The following is a 13605-nucleotide window of genomic DNA, read 5'->3' on the forward strand; positions in this document are numbered from 1 at the left end:
GCGTACCCGCGCCGGAAGGGACCCCTTTGCGCGGTTTCGATCCCGGTTTGGGAGGGTAGTAGGCCGAGGCTTCGAGTCAGGGAGAAGAGCGACCATGGGACAGGCAACGGCGCCGGACGGGTACACCGCGTGGACGGACGCGGAGGTGGCGGAGGCCGTGGCCCGGTGAACCTCGACACGCGGGAGCCCATGATCGACACGCTCGGGGTGCTGGAGACCGCCGCGCTGCTGCGGGAACTGACCGCCGGCCTGATCGCGGTCGACACCTTCGACGAGGCACTGGCCCGGCTGGTCCGGATCGCCCGGGACGCCGTACCCGGGGTGGACTGCTGCGGCTTCACGGCGCTGCGCGCCGGCGAGCCTGCCGGGGTGGCCGCCTCCGACCCGGAGCGGGCGGAGCTGGACGACCTGCGGCACGGCCCGGACACGCCGGCCATGACCGCCATCCAGCGCCGCGAGATGATCACCGCAGCCGACCTGGCCGAGGAGTCGCCCTGGCCGGCCTGGGCCGAGCGGGCCCGCGGCCTCGGCGTGCACGGGGTGATCTCCGCGCCGGTGGACGTGGACGAGCAGGTGATCGGCGCGATCAACCTCTACGCCGAGTCGGCCGCGGCGCTCACCCCCCGGCACCAGCTCACCGCCATGCTCCTCGCCGAGCACGCCGGGCTGCTGCTGGCCGCCACCCGGGACCGGGAGCGGCAGGCTGCCCGGGCCGGCCACCTCGACACCGCGCTGCTGGCGGAGGGTGTCGTCGGGCAGGCCGTCGGCGTCATCATGACGCAGCGCGGCTGCCCCGCCCCGGAGGCGCTGGACGTGCTCCGCAGCGCCGCGTCCTCGTTGGACATACCGCTGCGCGAGGTGGCCGAGCGGCTCGTGCTCACCGTCTCCCGGCCCCGGGACAACTGAGCGACATTCGTTTCGTCCCGTTCGGCCTCGGGTAGCACCCTGGACTGGTGAGCTGCTCCGACCTGGGGAGGAACCGATGGAGAGCCGGCTGCGGGTGCAGGGACACCCCATCCAACCGATGCTGGTGACGTTCCCGTTCGGACTCTTCGTCAGTGCCACGGTCTTCGACCTGGCCGACGTCGCCGGCGGTCCGGACTTCCTGGGCGAGGTGGGCTACTGGACGGCGGTCGCCGCCCTGGTCGCCGCCGCCCTGGCGACGGTCGCCGGGATGGTCGACCTCTGGGACGTCCGGGCCAGCCGGACCCGCCGGACCGCCATCACGTTCAACCTGGTCAACGCCGCGATGTCGGCGCTGTTCCTGCTCACCTGCCTGATCCGGGCGCGGGCGCCGCAGCGCGGCGCGACCGGCGGCGAGGTGGCCACCGAACTGCTCGCGTTGGCGGTGGGCTCGGTGGGGGTGTGGCTGGGCGCCCGCCTGATGCGCCAGTACGACCGGGGCCGGGCCGCCGAGCCGACCGGCTTCGAGGCGCTGCGGGACATCCCCGGGGCCACCGTGGAGATCATCCGCCCCAAGGCCTGAAAACGCCTTGCCGGCGGCCACCCCCGGTCGCCAGGCTCTGCCGGTGGACACGGGACAGGACGCCGACGAGCTGATCGCCGAGGGCGCGGCGGCGCCGGTCGAGGGCTGGGACTTCTCCTGGCTCGCCGGGCGGGCCACCGAGGAACGCCCGCCCTGGGGATACTCCCGCCTGGTCGGCGCCCGGATGGCCACCGTCCGGGCCGCGCTGGACATCGACACCGGCGGCGGCGAGGTGCTGGCCGAGGTCCCCGTCCCACCGCCGCTGCTGGTCGCCACCGAGGCGTGGCCGCCGAACGTGCCGGTCGCCCGGCGGACGCTGGGCCGGATCGGGGCCGCCGTGGTCCAGGTGGCCGGCCGGCCGCCCCTGCCGTTCCGCGACGCGTCGTTCGACCTGGTGGTCAGCCGGCACCCGGTGGACACCTGGTGGGACGAGATCGCCCGGGTGCTGCGCCCCGGCGGCAGCTATCTGTCCCAGCAGATCGGCGCCGGCACGGTCCGCGAGCTGAGCGAGGCCGTCCTCGGGCCGCTGCCACCGCCGGCCAGTCGCCTACCGGAGCAGGCGGTCGCCGCCGCCGAGGCCGCCGGGCTGACCGTGGTGGACCTGCGCACGGCCACCCTGCGGACCGTCTTCCACGACATCGGCGCGGTGGTCTGGTTCCTGCGCAAGGTGGTCTGGACCGTGCCCGGCTTCACCGTCGACCGGTACCGTGCCGAGCTGCGCCGCCTGCACGAGCGCATCCGCGCCGAGGGCCCGTTCGTGGCGCACGCCCGGCGCTTCCTCATCGAGGCCCGCCGCCCCTGACCCGGCGTTCCGCACCCCCACCAGCAGCTTCCTCCCGTGACACGGAGCAGGACGGAGATGCATCGCATGAACGTCGTTACTCGACTGGCCCTGGTTGGCGACCACCATCTTGACGATGCCGCGCACGCGCCGGTCGTCCGGGCGATCAGGGGTCTGACGGCGAGCAGCGGCATGACGATCGACGCCACCTGGATCCACACGGCGCAGGTCGACGGCAGCCTCGACGACTACGACGGGGTCTGGCTCGTCGGCAGCCCCTATGAGACGGAGTCGGGCGTCATCGCTGCCGCAGGTGCCGCCCGCCGAGGCGGGATTCCTCTCCTGGGAACCTGCGGCGGCCTCCAGTTGGCGGTCATCGAGTTCGCGATGCAGGTGGCCGGCCTCGCGGAAGAGGACGTCCTGATTCCGTTGTCCTGCAGCGTGGGCGGCGACGAGTGCGTCGTCCTCGCCACCAGCGGATCGCTCTTCGAGCGAGCCCTGGGCGCGCGCCGAACCGTGGAGCACTACCACTGCTCGTACGGCCTGAACCCGGCGACCATGCAGGCGCTGACCGCGCACGGGATGCGGTTCACCGGCGTCGACGAGGACGGCTTCATCCGGGTCGCGGAGCTGCCCGCGCATCCCTTTTTCCTGGGCACCCTCTTTCAACCCGAACTCGCCGAGCGGGCCGATCCCCACCCGATCATCAAGGCATGGGCCGACGCTGCCCTGGCCCGGGGGCGCTCACGAGCCCGTCGACAGGCCCAGGGTTGATCACGGAGTTTGCGTCTGATTGAAGATCAACTGCGACGCAGACTTCTTGATCAACCACGCGGACGTGGGGCCGTCAGTGTGCGGCGGCGTGGTGGGCGGCCAGCACGTCGGCGCCGAAGTCGCTGGCCGGGCGGCGCAGCACAGTGTGCGCGTGGTTGCCGTCCTCGGTGGTGTTGTCGTACTCGATCAGCAGGTCGTCGCCCTGGATGCGGTAGTAGTGCCGCTGCCCCGGCCCGGCCGGGCCGGCCCAGGCGAAATGCAGCTCGCCGTCGGTGAGTCGGCCCGCCTCCCGGTCCGCCAGCTCCGGCGGGAGCCGGTCCAGGTAGAGCGCGACGAGCCGGTCGAGCAGCGCCCGGCCGGTCGGGGTGAGCCGCCCCCGGGGTACGCCGAGCGGGTCGAGCCGCCCCGGCGCGGTGGGCCGGGTTGCGCTGATGATGTCGGCCGGGGCCTCGTCGGCGACGATCGCGGCGGCCCGGCCCGCCGGGCCGAGCGCGTCGAGCAGCTCGCGGGCCAGGTCCTCCTCCGGTCCGAGCGGCCGGGAGACCGGCCGGCCGGCGTGCCGGACCGTGGCCGGGTGGGCGCCGAGGAAGATCGGGGCGGGGGAGACCTGGTCGTCGACCACGGTCATGCTCACCGAGAGGTGGTGCCCCTCGAACCGCCACGCCCACCGGTCGTCGCGCGCCGGGTCGCCGAAGACCGCCACCCAGTAGTCGCCGCTGTGCCGGCCGCGCCGCCAGCCCTCAACCCGGTCCAGCACCTCCTCCAGCGCCACCACCGCCATGGCCTGGGCGTACGCGGCGGGGCTGAGCGCGGTGGCGAGCAGCCGGTGGGCGGCCTTGCGGGCGGTGCCGTCCAGGTCGGCGAGGCTGACGCCGGGGCGGGGCCGGGGCCGGTACTCCAGCCACCGGCGCGCCGGCTCGTCGTCGAAGTCGTGCCGAGCCTGCTGCCGGGCCGGCTCGTCGAGCGCGGCCAGCAGCGCGCCGGCCGCCGTGCGCATCTGCTCGGGTACGGGATCCTCCACCGCCCCTGTATACCGTCCCGCCGCCGGTCGCGTCGGGCGCGCCGGCACCTCGCCCCGACCGGTCAGCTCCGGCCGAGGAGGGCGAGCATCTCGGGCAGGTCGAAGAAGCGGGCGGTCTCGACCGCCAACGGATTGCCGTGCCCGGGGTCGGCGCCGGCGCCGAGCAGCGCCCGGACCGCCTCGGCGTTCCTGCGGAACACGGCCGCGGCGAGCGCGGTCTGCCCCCGGTCGTTGGTCCGGGCGGGGTCGGCGCCCCGGGCGAGCAGCGCGGCCACGGTCTCCGGGTGGGCGTGGTAGGCGGCCAGGATGAGCAGCGTGTCGCCCTTGCCGTTGGTGAGGTTGACCGGCAGCCCCGCGTCCACGTTCGCCGCCAGCTCGTCGGTGGTCCCGGCGCGCGCCAGGTCGAACATGCGGTGGGCGAAGGCGAGCGCCTCGGCGTCGAGTTCGTCGGGCATCCGCCCAGGCTAGTAAAAGGTCCGCCGGTCCGCCTGGTAGCTTGCCGAGCCGGCACGGGAGGCGCGGATGGACGATCGGGTGTACGTCGGCAACGCGGCGGTGGACGGGGCGACCGACGCGGGCTGGCTGCTGGGCCACTTCAAGCCGCCCGGCGACGTCCGGCACAGCACCGAGGTCGAGGTGAAGTGGGGCGTGCACCCGGCGGGGGAGACCCGCTCGCGGTGGGCCACCGGCGAGCGGCGTACCGCCCTGCTGGTGCTGATCAGCGGGGCGTTCCGGATCGAGCTGGCGGACCGCACCGTGGTGCTGCGCACGCCCGGCGACTACGTGGTCTGGGGCCGGGGCGTGGACCACTCCTGGTACGCCGAGCGCGAGTCGGTGGTGCTCACCGTCCGCTGGCCGTCGGTCCCCGGCTACCGGGTGGACCTGCCCGTCCTCCGCTGACCTCCCGAGGCGCGCACCGAAACCGTCCCAGCATCCGGTATTACCTACTAAACCTATAGGGTTTAAAGCCTATAGTGAGGGGCACGAGCCGCTCCCGTACCGTGAGGACGCCCCGCCGATGATCAGCTCCGACCCGTCCGACCTGCTCGCCGTCGCCGCCCGCTGGGCCGACCCGGCCGGCTGGCCGGTGCCGCTGCGCTTCGACCGCGCCGAGCGGTGGTACGCGCGGCTCGCCGCCGACGCCGAGCACGAGGTGTGGGCGCTGAGCTGGCTGCCCGGGCAGGGCACCGACCTGCACGACCACGGCGGCTCGTCGGGCGCCTTCCTGGTCGTCGCCGGCACCCTCACCGAGGAGACCGTCAGCGGCGGGCGGCTGCGTCCGCACCGGCTCGCCGCCGGCGCCGGCCGGCGCTTCGGCCCCCGCCACGTCCACGTGGTCACCAACCGGACCGACCAGCCGGCGGTCAGCGTGCACGTCTACCGGCCCGCGCTGCGCCGGATGACCCGCTACCGCCTCGCCGCCGGGCGGCTCCTGGTCGCCGAGGTGGCCGAGGCCGGGGTGGCCTGGTGAACCGGCCCGCACTCCCGCCCCCGACCTCCGCCGCACGGAAGGACGCCACGATGGCGCAGACACCCATCCGCACCGAGAGCTGTCCGGTCCCGCCCCCCGGCTCCCGGAGCATCGACGAGATCCTCGCCGCCGCCCGCGCCCGGCTGCGCCGGCTCGACCCCGAGCAGGCCCACCTGGCGGTCCGGGGCGGGGCGCTGCTGGTGGACATCCGGCCGGCCGGCCAGCGCGCCGCGCACGGCACCGTCCCGGGCGCCCTCGCCGTCGAGCGCAACGTCCTGGAGTGGCGCTTCGACCCGCGCTGCGCGGCCCGGCTGCCGCAGGCCGTCGACTACGACGTGCCGGTGATCGTCCTCTGCCAGGAGGGCTACACGTCCTCGCTGGCCGCCGCCGCGCTCCAGGACCTCGGCCTGCACCGGGCCACCGACGTGGCGGGCGGCTTCGCCGCCTGGCGCATCGCCGGCCTGCCCACGCTCGGCCCCACCCCGCCGCTCCGACCCTCGTCCACCGCGCCCCCGGTCACCGCCGGCCGGGCACCCCGCTGACCGCCCCGCCGCACCCGGTGGGGCGGGGCGACCGCCCGCACAGGAGGCCCCATGTCCGTCGTCGCCATCTCCTCCCGTCCGGCCCGGCCGGGCCGCCCCGACCGCGCGGTCCCGCCCCGGCCGCGTGCCGCCCCGACCCTGACCATCACCCTCGACCTGGGCGCCGGCGCGCTGACGCCCGGCCTGGCCCGGTTGGTCGACCTGCTCGACGAACTCGCCGCCTCCGGCGAGGGCCTGCTCCGGCCCGAGGAGCACCAGGCCGCCCGCGCGGTGCTCGACCTGCGCCGCGCCGCCGCGCCGCCGGAGCCGCCCGCGCCGCCCGTCGGGGCCGAGGAGCCCGGCACGGTACGCATCCTCACCGGCACCCGCCGGGTCCGGCACGACGGCGTCGAGGTGATCCTCACGCGGATCGAGTACGACCTGCTGCTCTTCCTCGCCGAGCATCCCCGTCGGGTGTTCACCCGGCTGCAACTGCTCGCCAACGTCTGGGGCTACGAGCACGCGGTGGCCCGCACCGTCGACGTCCACGTGCGCCGCCTGCGGGCCAAGCTCGGCGTCGACACACCGCTGGTGACCACCGTGTACGGCATCGGCTACCGGCTCGCCGACGAGGCCCTGATCGTGGTGGACCGCGAGCGCTGAGACCCCGTCGGCCGGTGCGCGGCGTACCCGAATCCCGGGTGCGCCGCGTTCACGTTGCCGCGCCGCCCGGCCCGGCACCGGCCAATGTGAACCGGGCGGGGACCCCCCGTACCGGGTCATCTCGTCGCTCTGCTGTAATCAACGGGCCTCGTACGCAGAGCGAGCATTCGGCTCCGATGTGTTCGTCAATTGTCACATTCATGCAACGCAGCCGCCCCTTGACCCTCGCACAGGCGCCGGGAAGCATCGATGAAGCGGCGTTCCCGGGCCGTGGGGAGATACCCGGACCAGCCAAGGAGGACCATGTCGGTCAGCCCCGCCTCGTCGCGCGCCGGATGGCATACGTCCCAACCCGCGGTCCCGGGTCGTCCCCCCGGCGGCCAGCGTCGCCCCGCCAACACCACGGCACCCATGCTCACGGTCACCCTGAACATCCCGCTGGCCTGTGAGGAGTCGCTCACCCCGGCCGCCCGCCGGCTCCTGGATGCCGCCCGTGAGCTGCTCGAACGCGGCGACGCCGTGATCAGCACCGGCACCGCCCCGGCCGAACGCCGCCCCGACCCGGTGCCGGCCGGCCGCTCCCCGGGCCGCCCGCTCGCGCCGACCATCCCGACCCTGCACATCCTGGCCGCGTCCCGGTCCGTGCTCCGCGACGGCGAGCCGCTGCCGCTGACCCGGCTGGAGTTCGACCTGCTGCTGCACCTCGTCGCCCACCCCCGCCGGGTGTTCACCCGATTGCAACTTCTCAATGCCGTCTGGGGGTACGAGCACGCCGGCGTCCGCACCGTCGACGTGCACGTGCGCCGGCTGCGCGGCAAGGTCGGGGTGGACGTGCCGTTGGTCACCACCGTCTACGGCGTCGGCTACCGGCTCGCCGACGACGCCCGGGTCACCATCGACCGCACCGGCTGACGCCGCCCGGGTCCGGCCACCACGTGCCGATCGCCCTCCGGACGGAGCCCCGACCGCCCGGCCGATCGCCTGGTGACCCGTCCCGCCCGCCGGGCAGGATGGTCGGATGCGCGTCCGCCCCATCACGCCCGAGCTGCTCGTCGCCGAACTGACCGACCGGCTCGCCGGCGCCGCCGTGCCCGGCCGGCTGCGGGTGGCCGTGGACGGCCCGCCGGCCGCCGAGCCGGACGCCCTCGCCGCCGCGCTGGTCGACCCGCTGCGCGCCGCCGGCCGCCCGGTGCTGCACGTCCGGGCCGCCGACTTCCTCCGGCCCGCCTCGATCCGCCTGGAGCACGGCCGGACCAACCCGGACGCGTACTACGAGGGCTGGGTCGACGAGGTCGGCCTGCGCCGGGAGGTGCTCGACCCGGCCGGCCCGGACGGCTCGGGCCGGCTGCTCCCGTCGCTCTGGGACGCCGCCGCCGACCGGGCCAGCCGCGCCCCGTACGTCGACCTGCCGCCCGGCGGGGTGGTCCTGGTCAGCGGGGCGCTGCTGCTCGGCGGTGGCCTGCCGTTCGACGTCGCCGTCCACCTGGTGCTCTCCCCGGCGGCCCTGGACCGGCGGACCGACCCGGAACTGCGCTGGACCCTGCCGGCCTTCGCCCGGTACGCCGACGAGGTCGATCCCGCCTCCTTCGCCGACGTGGTGGTCCGCGCCGACGACCCGCGGCACCCGGCCCTGGTCGAGGCCGGCTGACCTGCGCCGACGGCCCCGATTTCGGACGACCGGCGCCGGAGCGGCCGGGACGGGGACGGTCCGGGCGGCGCAACCGCGCACGAACGGCCACGAAGAACGCGGAAATCCCCGGTTTGATCCGCGGAGCCTCCGGGTAATCGCCCGGCTCACAGAGCACGGGTGATCTCGCCCGCGCATCCATCGGACCACGATCCGGGGCGCTCGCCGCCCCGGACCGGTATGAGGCCCCAGGAAAGGCAGGCAGCGATGCTCGTCCACGACACGACAGCCACGGGCCGCTCCCAGGCGGAGGTCGACCAGATCCGGCAGTCCCTCAGGTCGCGGTACGACGAGCTGACCGCGGAGTACGAGCAGGCCGTGCTGCAGAGCCAGGTGCTCCGGCTGGTCGAGGTCGGCGACACCGCCGGCGACGACCAGGCCGACAGCGGCACCAAGACCGCCGAGCGGGACACCGCCCAGTCCCTGCTGCGCACCATCCTGGACCGGCGCGCCCAGTTCGAGCACGCGCTCACCCGGCTCGACGAGGGCACGTACGGCTTCTGCGAGGGCTGCTCGGCGCCGATCCCGGTGGAGCGGCTGGAGATCTTCCCGTCCGCGACCTCCTGCGTGACCTGCAAGCAGACCCGGGAGCGGCGGGCGGCCTGAGCCGCCCGGGTTGCCGGTCGGTCCCGGTAGCGGTGGACTCGCCAGATGGGTGACATCAAGGTGGGCACCGCCTCCTGGACCGACCGGACGCTACTCGACTCCGGCTGGTATCCGGCCACCGCCGACACCCCGGAGAAGCGGCTGTCCTACTACGCCCGGCAGTTCCCGCTGGTCGAGGTGGACGCCACCTACTACTCGCCGCCGGCGGAGCGGACCGCGCGGCTCTGGGTGGAACGCACCCCGCCCGGCTTCACCTTCAACGTCAAGGCGTTCAGCCTCCTGACCGGGCACCCGACCCGGGTGTCGTCGCTCTACAAGGACCTGCGCCCGGAGACGGAGAAGAAGAACCTCTACCCGGACGACCTGCCGCCGCAGGCGTACGAGGAGGTCTGGACCCGCTTCCTGTCCGCCCTCGACCCGCTGGTCGAGGCCGGCAAGCTGGGCGCCATCCTGTTCCAGTTCCCGCCCTGGTTCACCATCAAGCGGGACAACAAGCAGTACCTGCTCGAGGTGGCCCGGCGGTGCGACCCGCTGCGCCCGGTCTTCGAGTTCCGGCACGCCTCCTGGTTCGACGGCGACAACGCCGAGGAGACGCTGGGCTTCCTGCGCCAGCACGAGCTGCCGTACGTCTGCGTGGACATGCCGCAGGGGCACAAGTCGTCCGTACCCCCGGTGCTGGCGGCCACCGCGGACCTCGTGGTGGTCCGCTTCCACGGGCACAGCGACAAGTGGACCAGCAAGGACATCCACGAGAAGTTCGGCTACGACTACTCCAAGCGGGAGCTGCGCGACTGGGCCCCGAAACTGCGCGAACTGGCCGGCGAGGCCGAGCGGACCCACGTCCTCATGAACAACTGCTACCGCGACTACGCCCAGCGCAACGCCACCACCCTGGCCGGCCTGCTCGACGCCGACTGACAGTTCACCCGGACGGGGTGAGGCCGCCTCACCCGATGCCTCAGCAGCATGGACGGTGTGCGCGGTCCGTCGACCGACACGACCGCGCGGCCGAGGAGGAGGTGGGGTCATGACGGTGCGGGTCGTAGCGGATCGCCGTCGCGGCGGGGTGCTGCACGTGGTCGGGAGGTCCGACCTGCCCCGGCGGGGCGAGCGGCCCGGTCGGTTCAGCCCGACCCGGCTCTGGCGAGGGCCCAGTGGGCCGCCGGGGCGCACCGACGACCGACGCTGGGAAACCGACGCACGGGGGTGGGCAGATGGCTGAGCAGATGATTTCCGCGTTCGAGTCCTCGCTGGACAAGACGAACGTGATGCTCAAGGAGATCGAGTCGGCGTACGGCTGGCCGAAGGAGTGCCGCAACCAGTCCTACGCGGCGATCCGTACGGTGCTGCACCTGCTGCGGGACCGGATGCCGGTGGGGCAGAGTGTCGAGTTCGCCCAACAGTTGCCGGTGCTGCTGCGGGGCGTCTACTTCGACGGGTGGCAGCCGGAGAACGTGCCGATCAAGCTGAACCGCGAAGACTTCCTCTACGAGGTCCGCCAGGGCTTCCCGTACGACGTGGAGGGCGGTACGGAGCGGGTGGTGCAGGTGGTGCTGGACACCCTGCGCAAGCACGTGACCCAGGGCGAATGGGAGGACGTCAAGTCGGCGATGCCGAAGGACCTGGGCCGGATGATCCCGTGACCGCGCCGTCCCCGGCCCGTTCCGCCAACGTGGCGGGGCGGGCCGGCGGCGTGCGGGTGACCGGCAGCCCGGCCCGCCGGGCCAGTTCGGCGAACGCCACCGCGTCGACGATCGCCGCGCCACCCGGGTCGTTGTTGAAGTAGACGTACGCCGGCTCGCCGGCCGGGAAGGCGGCGGCCAGCCGGCGCACCCAGGTGGCCAACGCGGCGCGACCGTAGCGGGGCGAGGGCCGGGCCCGGCCCTCGTGCAGCCGCAGGTAGCCGAAGTCGGTGGTGCGCCACAGCGGGGTGACCGGGCGGCTGAGCCGGTCCGCCCAGACCAGCGCCGCCCGGTGGCGCTCCAGGACGCGCCGGGTGTCGTCGGTCCACCAGGACGGGTGCCGGGGCTCGACCGCCACCCGCACCTCGGCCGGGAACAGCCGCAACGTCGCGTCCAGCGCCGCCGGGTCGGCCCGCATGGTGGGCGGAAGCTGCACCAGCACCGGGCCCAGCCGGTCGCCCAGCCCGGTGGCCCGGTCCAGGAAGCGGGCCACCGGCTCGGCCGGTTCCCGCAGCCGCTTGATGTGGGTGAGGTAGCGGCTCATCTTCACCGCCACGCAGAAGTCGTCCGGCGTGCGGTCCCGCCAGGCCACGAAGGTGTCCCGCTCGGGCAGCCGGTAGAAGGCGTTGTTCACCTCGACCGTGGCGAACCGCGCGGCGAAGTGCTCCAGCCAGAGCCGCTGCGGCAGCTTCCCCGGGTAGAAGCGCTCCCGCCAGTCCCGGTACTGCCAGCCGGACGTGCCGACCAGGATCATCGCGGCCGCCTAGGCGAGGTCGATCCGGAACACCTCGAAGGCGGCCGCGTAGCGGACGCCCAGCCGGGTGCCGGCCGGCCGGGCCAGCCCCTCGAGGAACTCCTGGGCGTCGAATCCGCCGTCGCCGAGCCCGCTCAGGTAGGCCCCGTGCGCCCGCAGCGACGCCACGCCGCGGTCGAAGCTGGCGGTCACGTCCACCCCGTGCCGCGCCTGCGGGGAGCCGGCCGCCCACACCTCGCGGACCCCGTTCCACGGCCGCACTCCGTCGGTGAGCTGTTCCGGGAAGATCCACCGGTTGCCGGCGTCGCGGACGGCGTCCAGGGTGGCCCGGCCGCAGGCGATGTGGTCGGCCTGGTTGAGCGCGTACGCCCCGTCCCAGGTGTCGCGGAAGTTGTTGGTGAGCACGATGTCCGGCCGGTGCCGGCGCACCACCGCGGCGATCTCGCGGCGCAGCGCCACCCCGTACTCCAGCAGCCCGTCGGGAAGGCCGAGGAACTCCACCGTGTCCACCCCGACCACGGCGGCCGAGGCCCGCTGCTCCTCCTCCCGCAGCACCCGGCTGCGCTCCGGCGGCATCCCGTCGATGCCCGCCTCCCCGCTGGTGAGCAGGCAGTAGACGACCTGCTTGCCCTGCCCGGTCCAGCGGGCCACCGCGGCGGCCGCGCCGAACTCCAGGTCGTCCGGGTGGGCCACCACGGCGAGCGCCCGCTGCCAGTCCTCGGCCAGCGGCGTCAACGGCTCCGGCTGCCCCACGGCCACCCCCTTCCGGCGTGCTCCACTCCGCCATCCTGGCACCGGACGCGACCGCCCGCTTCCCGGCGACCCGTGCGGGCCCGGCGAACCGTCCGTGCGGCCCGGCCCCGGCGTCTACGGTGTGGTTAGGAAAGATCGGACGTGGGGTACCACCCGCTGCACACGGACCCCGGGCGACGGGGCGGCACACCGAGGGAGCACCCATGGCACTCAACGACGACGACATGCAGACCACCAGCGGCGGCGGTGCCGAGGGCCCGGCCGACGGTGGCGCGACCCGGGGGCAGCAGGACGGTGGCGCGGACGGCGGCGCCGACCGTGGCGCGGAGCGCGGCGCGGACCAGGGTGCCGACACCGGTGCGGAGGGTCCGGCCGACGGTGGCGCGACCCCCGGTCAGCGCGACGGCGGCGCCGACGGCAGCGCCTGACGGATGACCATGACGCACTTCGACCCGCCGGGCGGCCACGGCCGCCCGGCGGTTCCGTCTTCCGCGACCGACGCCCTCGCCCGGTGCGTCGCGGTGGAGCCGGCCAAGTTCGCCGCCGACCACTGGGGGCGCAGCCCGCTGCTGTCCCGGGCGGCCGAGCTGCCCAACCCGGCCGGCTTCACCGACCTGCTCAGCCCCGCCGACGCCGACGAGCTGCTCAGCCGCCGCGGCCTGCGTACCCCGTTCCTGCGGGTCGCCAAGGACGGCCAGCTGGTGCCGGCGGCGTGGTACACCGGCGGCGGCGGCGCGGGCGCCGAGATCGACGACCAGGTCCTCGACGAGAAGGTGCTGGCCCTGTATGCCGACGGCGCCACCCTGGTCCTCCAGGGCCTGCACCGCACCTGGCCGGCGCTGGTCGACTTCGCCCGCGACCTGGGCGCCGCGCTGGCCCAGCCGTTGCAGGTCAACGCCTATCTGACCCCGGCCGGCAGCCAGGGCTTCGCCACCCACTACGACACCCACGACGTGTTCGTGCTCCAGGTCGACGGGCGCAAGCACTGGCGGATCCACCCGCCGGTGCTGCCCGACCCGCTGGAGAAGCAGCCCTGGGGCGGCCGGGCCGACGAGGTCGCCGCCACCGCCGAGGGCCGGCCCGCGCTGGACGTGGTGCTCGAACCCGGCGACGCCCTCTACCTGCCGCGCGGCTGGCTGCACAGCGCCCAGGCGCAGGAGTCCAGCTCGCTGCACCTGACCGTCGGCATCCGGGCGCTGACCCGGTACGCCCTGGTCGAGGAACTGCTGGCGCTCGCCGCCGAGGACGCGCGGCTGCGCGCCGGGCTGCCGTTCGGCGTCGACGTGGCCGACCCGGACGCCATCGAACCGGAGCTGACCGAGACGGTGGAGGCGCTGCGCGACTGGCTGCTGCGGGCCGACCCGGCCGCCGTGGCCGCGCGGCTGCGCGCCCGCGCCTGGCCGGCC

General features: G+C 74.6%; 18 protein-coding genes and 1 pseudogene. 15 read left to right on the forward strand and 4 right to left on the reverse strand.

The annotated features are described in order from the left end of the window. Positions 1-189 precede the first annotated feature (189 nt). The 4 genes from ABZV78_RS13780 (at position 190) to ABZV78_RS13795 (ending at position 3041) form a co-directional block, all read left to right on the forward strand. Positions 190-906, forward strand: a complete 717-nt coding sequence (locus ABZV78_RS13780) for a GAF and ANTAR domain-containing protein (RefSeq protein ID WP_355638407.1) — start codon at positions 190-192, stop codon at positions 904-906. A 76-nt stretch (positions 907-982) separates the two neighbouring features. After that, a complete protein-coding gene (locus ABZV78_RS13785) occupies positions 983-1486 on the forward strand; it encodes a DUF2231 domain-containing protein (protein WP_355638409.1) in 504 nt (167 codons plus the stop codon). A 43-nt stretch (positions 1487-1529) separates the two neighbouring features. Next, the gene (locus tag ABZV78_RS13790) at positions 1530-2288 is read left to right on the forward strand and encodes a class I SAM-dependent methyltransferase (protein WP_355638411.1); all 759 of its coding nucleotides are present in this window, start codon (positions 1530-1532) and stop codon (positions 2286-2288) included. A 66-nt stretch (positions 2289-2354) separates the two neighbouring features. Continuing rightward, positions 2355-3041: a hypothetical protein gene (locus ABZV78_RS13795; RefSeq protein ID WP_355638413.1), complete on the forward strand. Its 687-nt coding sequence runs from the start codon at positions 2355-2357 to the stop codon at positions 3039-3041. A gap of 73 nt (positions 3042-3114) precedes the next feature. On the opposite strand, the gene ABZV78_RS13800 is transcribed toward ABZV78_RS13795, so the two are convergent. Further along, the gene (locus ABZV78_RS13800; protein ID WP_355638415.1) at positions 3115-4062 is read right to left on the reverse strand and encodes a DUF3500 domain-containing protein; all 948 of its coding nucleotides are present in this window, start codon (positions 4060-4062) and stop codon (positions 3115-3117) included. A 62-nt stretch (positions 4063-4124) separates the two neighbouring features. Further along, positions 4125-4517 (reverse strand): ankyrin repeat domain-containing protein, encoded by a 393-nt coding sequence (locus ABZV78_RS13805; protein WP_355638417.1) that lies wholly within the window; start codon positions 4515-4517, stop codon positions 4125-4127. A gap of 67 nt (positions 4518-4584) precedes the next feature. Between ABZV78_RS13805 and ABZV78_RS13810 the strand changes: the two genes are divergently transcribed. The 9 genes from ABZV78_RS13810 (at position 4585) to ABZV78_RS13850 (ending at position 10653) form a co-directional block, all read left to right on the forward strand. Continuing rightward, entirely contained in the window at positions 4585-4962 is a 378-nt protein-coding gene (locus ABZV78_RS13810; protein WP_355638419.1) for a signal peptidase I, read from the forward strand. 118 nt (positions 4963-5080) lie between these two features. Continuing rightward, positions 5081-5533, forward strand: a complete 453-nt coding sequence (locus tag ABZV78_RS13815; RefSeq protein ID WP_355638421.1) for a cysteine dioxygenase family protein — start codon at positions 5081-5083, stop codon at positions 5531-5533. A 50-nt stretch (positions 5534-5583) separates the two neighbouring features. Further along, the gene (locus tag ABZV78_RS13820; RefSeq protein ID WP_355638423.1) at positions 5584-6075 is read left to right on the forward strand and encodes a rhodanese-like domain-containing protein; all 492 of its coding nucleotides are present in this window, start codon (positions 5584-5586) and stop codon (positions 6073-6075) included. Between the two features lie 138 nt (positions 6076-6213). After that, positions 6214-6717: a winged helix-turn-helix domain-containing protein gene (locus ABZV78_RS13825; RefSeq protein WP_355638438.1), complete on the forward strand. Its 504-nt coding sequence runs from the start codon at positions 6214-6216 to the stop codon at positions 6715-6717. A 303-nt stretch (positions 6718-7020) separates the two neighbouring features. Then, on the forward strand, positions 7021-7629 hold the full coding sequence (locus tag ABZV78_RS13830; protein WP_355638424.1) for a winged helix-turn-helix domain-containing protein: 609 nt from the start codon (positions 7021-7023) through the stop codon (positions 7627-7629). Positions 7630-7735: 106 nt separating this feature from the next. Beyond that, positions 7736-8365 carry a uridine kinase gene (locus ABZV78_RS13835; protein ID WP_355638426.1) on the forward strand — a complete coding sequence of 210 codons (630 nt, stop codon included), beginning with the start codon at positions 7736-7738 and terminating at the stop codon, positions 8363-8365. 246 nt (positions 8366-8611) lie between these two features. Further along, on the forward strand, positions 8612-9010 hold the full coding sequence (locus ABZV78_RS13840; RefSeq protein ID WP_355638428.1) for a TraR/DksA C4-type zinc finger protein: 399 nt from the start codon (positions 8612-8614) through the stop codon (positions 9008-9010). Positions 9011-9055: 45 nt separating this feature from the next. Next, positions 9056-9928, forward strand: a complete 873-nt coding sequence (locus ABZV78_RS13845) for a DUF72 domain-containing protein (protein ID WP_355638430.1) — start codon at positions 9056-9058, stop codon at positions 9926-9928. 296 nt (positions 9929-10224) lie between these two features. Continuing rightward, entirely contained in the window at positions 10225-10653 is a 429-nt protein-coding gene (locus ABZV78_RS13850) for a DUF2267 domain-containing protein (protein WP_091308935.1), read from the forward strand. On the opposite strand, the gene ABZV78_RS13855 is transcribed toward ABZV78_RS13850, so the two are convergent. Together ABZV78_RS13855 and ABZV78_RS13860 are read right to left on the reverse strand one after the other, a co-directional pair. Next, on the reverse strand, positions 10610-11446 hold the full coding sequence (locus ABZV78_RS13855) for a DUF72 domain-containing protein (protein ID WP_355638432.1): 837 nt from the start codon (positions 11444-11446) through the stop codon (positions 10610-10612). The genes ABZV78_RS13850 and ABZV78_RS13855 overlap by 44 nt on opposite strands. Before the next feature lie 9 nt (positions 11447-11455). Next, positions 11456-12199 carry a PIG-L deacetylase family protein gene (locus ABZV78_RS13860; protein WP_355638434.1) on the reverse strand — a complete coding sequence of 248 codons (744 nt, stop codon included), beginning with the start codon at positions 12197-12199 and terminating at the stop codon, positions 11456-11458. A gap of 203 nt (positions 12200-12402) precedes the next feature. Between ABZV78_RS13860 and ABZV78_RS13865 the strand changes: the two are divergent. Together ABZV78_RS13865 and ABZV78_RS13870 are read left to right on the forward strand one after the other, a co-directional pair. Further along, positions 12403-12624: pseudogene (locus ABZV78_RS13865) on the forward strand (hypothetical protein); the annotation flags it as partial. 12 nt (positions 12625-12636) lie between these two features. Continuing rightward, on the forward strand, positions 12637-13605 hold a 969-nt coding region (locus tag ABZV78_RS13870), incomplete at its 3' end, for a cupin domain-containing protein (protein ID WP_355638440.1).

The sequence above is a fragment of the Micromonospora sp. NPDC004540 genome, assembly GCF_040610095.1.
GTDB lineage: Bacteria > Actinomycetota > Actinomycetes > Mycobacteriales > Micromonosporaceae > Micromonospora.

Coding starts and splice junctions, on each gene's coding strand:
- ABZV78_RS13780 (WP_355638407.1), top strand. CDS start 190: ATGATCGACACGCTCGGGGTGCTGGAGACCGCCGCGCTGCTGCGGGAA.
- ABZV78_RS13785 (WP_355638409.1), top strand. CDS start 983: ATGGAGAGCCGGCTGCGGGTGCAGGGACACCCCATCCAACCGATGCTG.
- ABZV78_RS13795 (WP_355638413.1), top strand. CDS start 2,355: ATGAACGTCGTTACTCGACTGGCCCTGGTTGGCGACCACCATCTTGAC.
- ABZV78_RS13805 (WP_355638417.1), bottom strand. CDS start 4,517: ATGCCCGACGAACTCGACGCCGAGGCGCTCGCCTTCGCCCACCGCATG.
- ABZV78_RS13810 (WP_355638419.1), top strand. CDS start 4,585: ATGGACGATCGGGTGTACGTCGGCAACGCGGCGGTGGACGGGGCGACC.
- ABZV78_RS13815 (WP_355638421.1), top strand. CDS start 5,081: ATGATCAGCTCCGACCCGTCCGACCTGCTCGCCGTCGCCGCCCGCTGG.
- ABZV78_RS13820 (WP_355638423.1), top strand. CDS start 5,584: ATGGCGCAGACACCCATCCGCACCGAGAGCTGTCCGGTCCCGCCCCCC.
- ABZV78_RS13830 (WP_355638424.1), top strand. CDS start 7,021: ATGTCGGTCAGCCCCGCCTCGTCGCGCGCCGGATGGCATACGTCCCAA.
- ABZV78_RS13835 (WP_355638426.1), top strand. CDS start 7,736: ATGCGCGTCCGCCCCATCACGCCCGAGCTGCTCGTCGCCGAACTGACC.
- ABZV78_RS13840 (WP_355638428.1), top strand. CDS start 8,612: ATGCTCGTCCACGACACGACAGCCACGGGCCGCTCCCAGGCGGAGGTC.
- ABZV78_RS13845 (WP_355638430.1), top strand. CDS start 9,056: ATGGGTGACATCAAGGTGGGCACCGCCTCCTGGACCGACCGGACGCTA.
- ABZV78_RS13850 (WP_091308935.1), top strand. CDS start 10,225: ATGGCTGAGCAGATGATTTCCGCGTTCGAGTCCTCGCTGGACAAGACG.
- ABZV78_RS13855 (WP_355638432.1), bottom strand. CDS start 11,446: ATGATCCTGGTCGGCACGTCCGGCTGGCAGTACCGGGACTGGCGGGAG.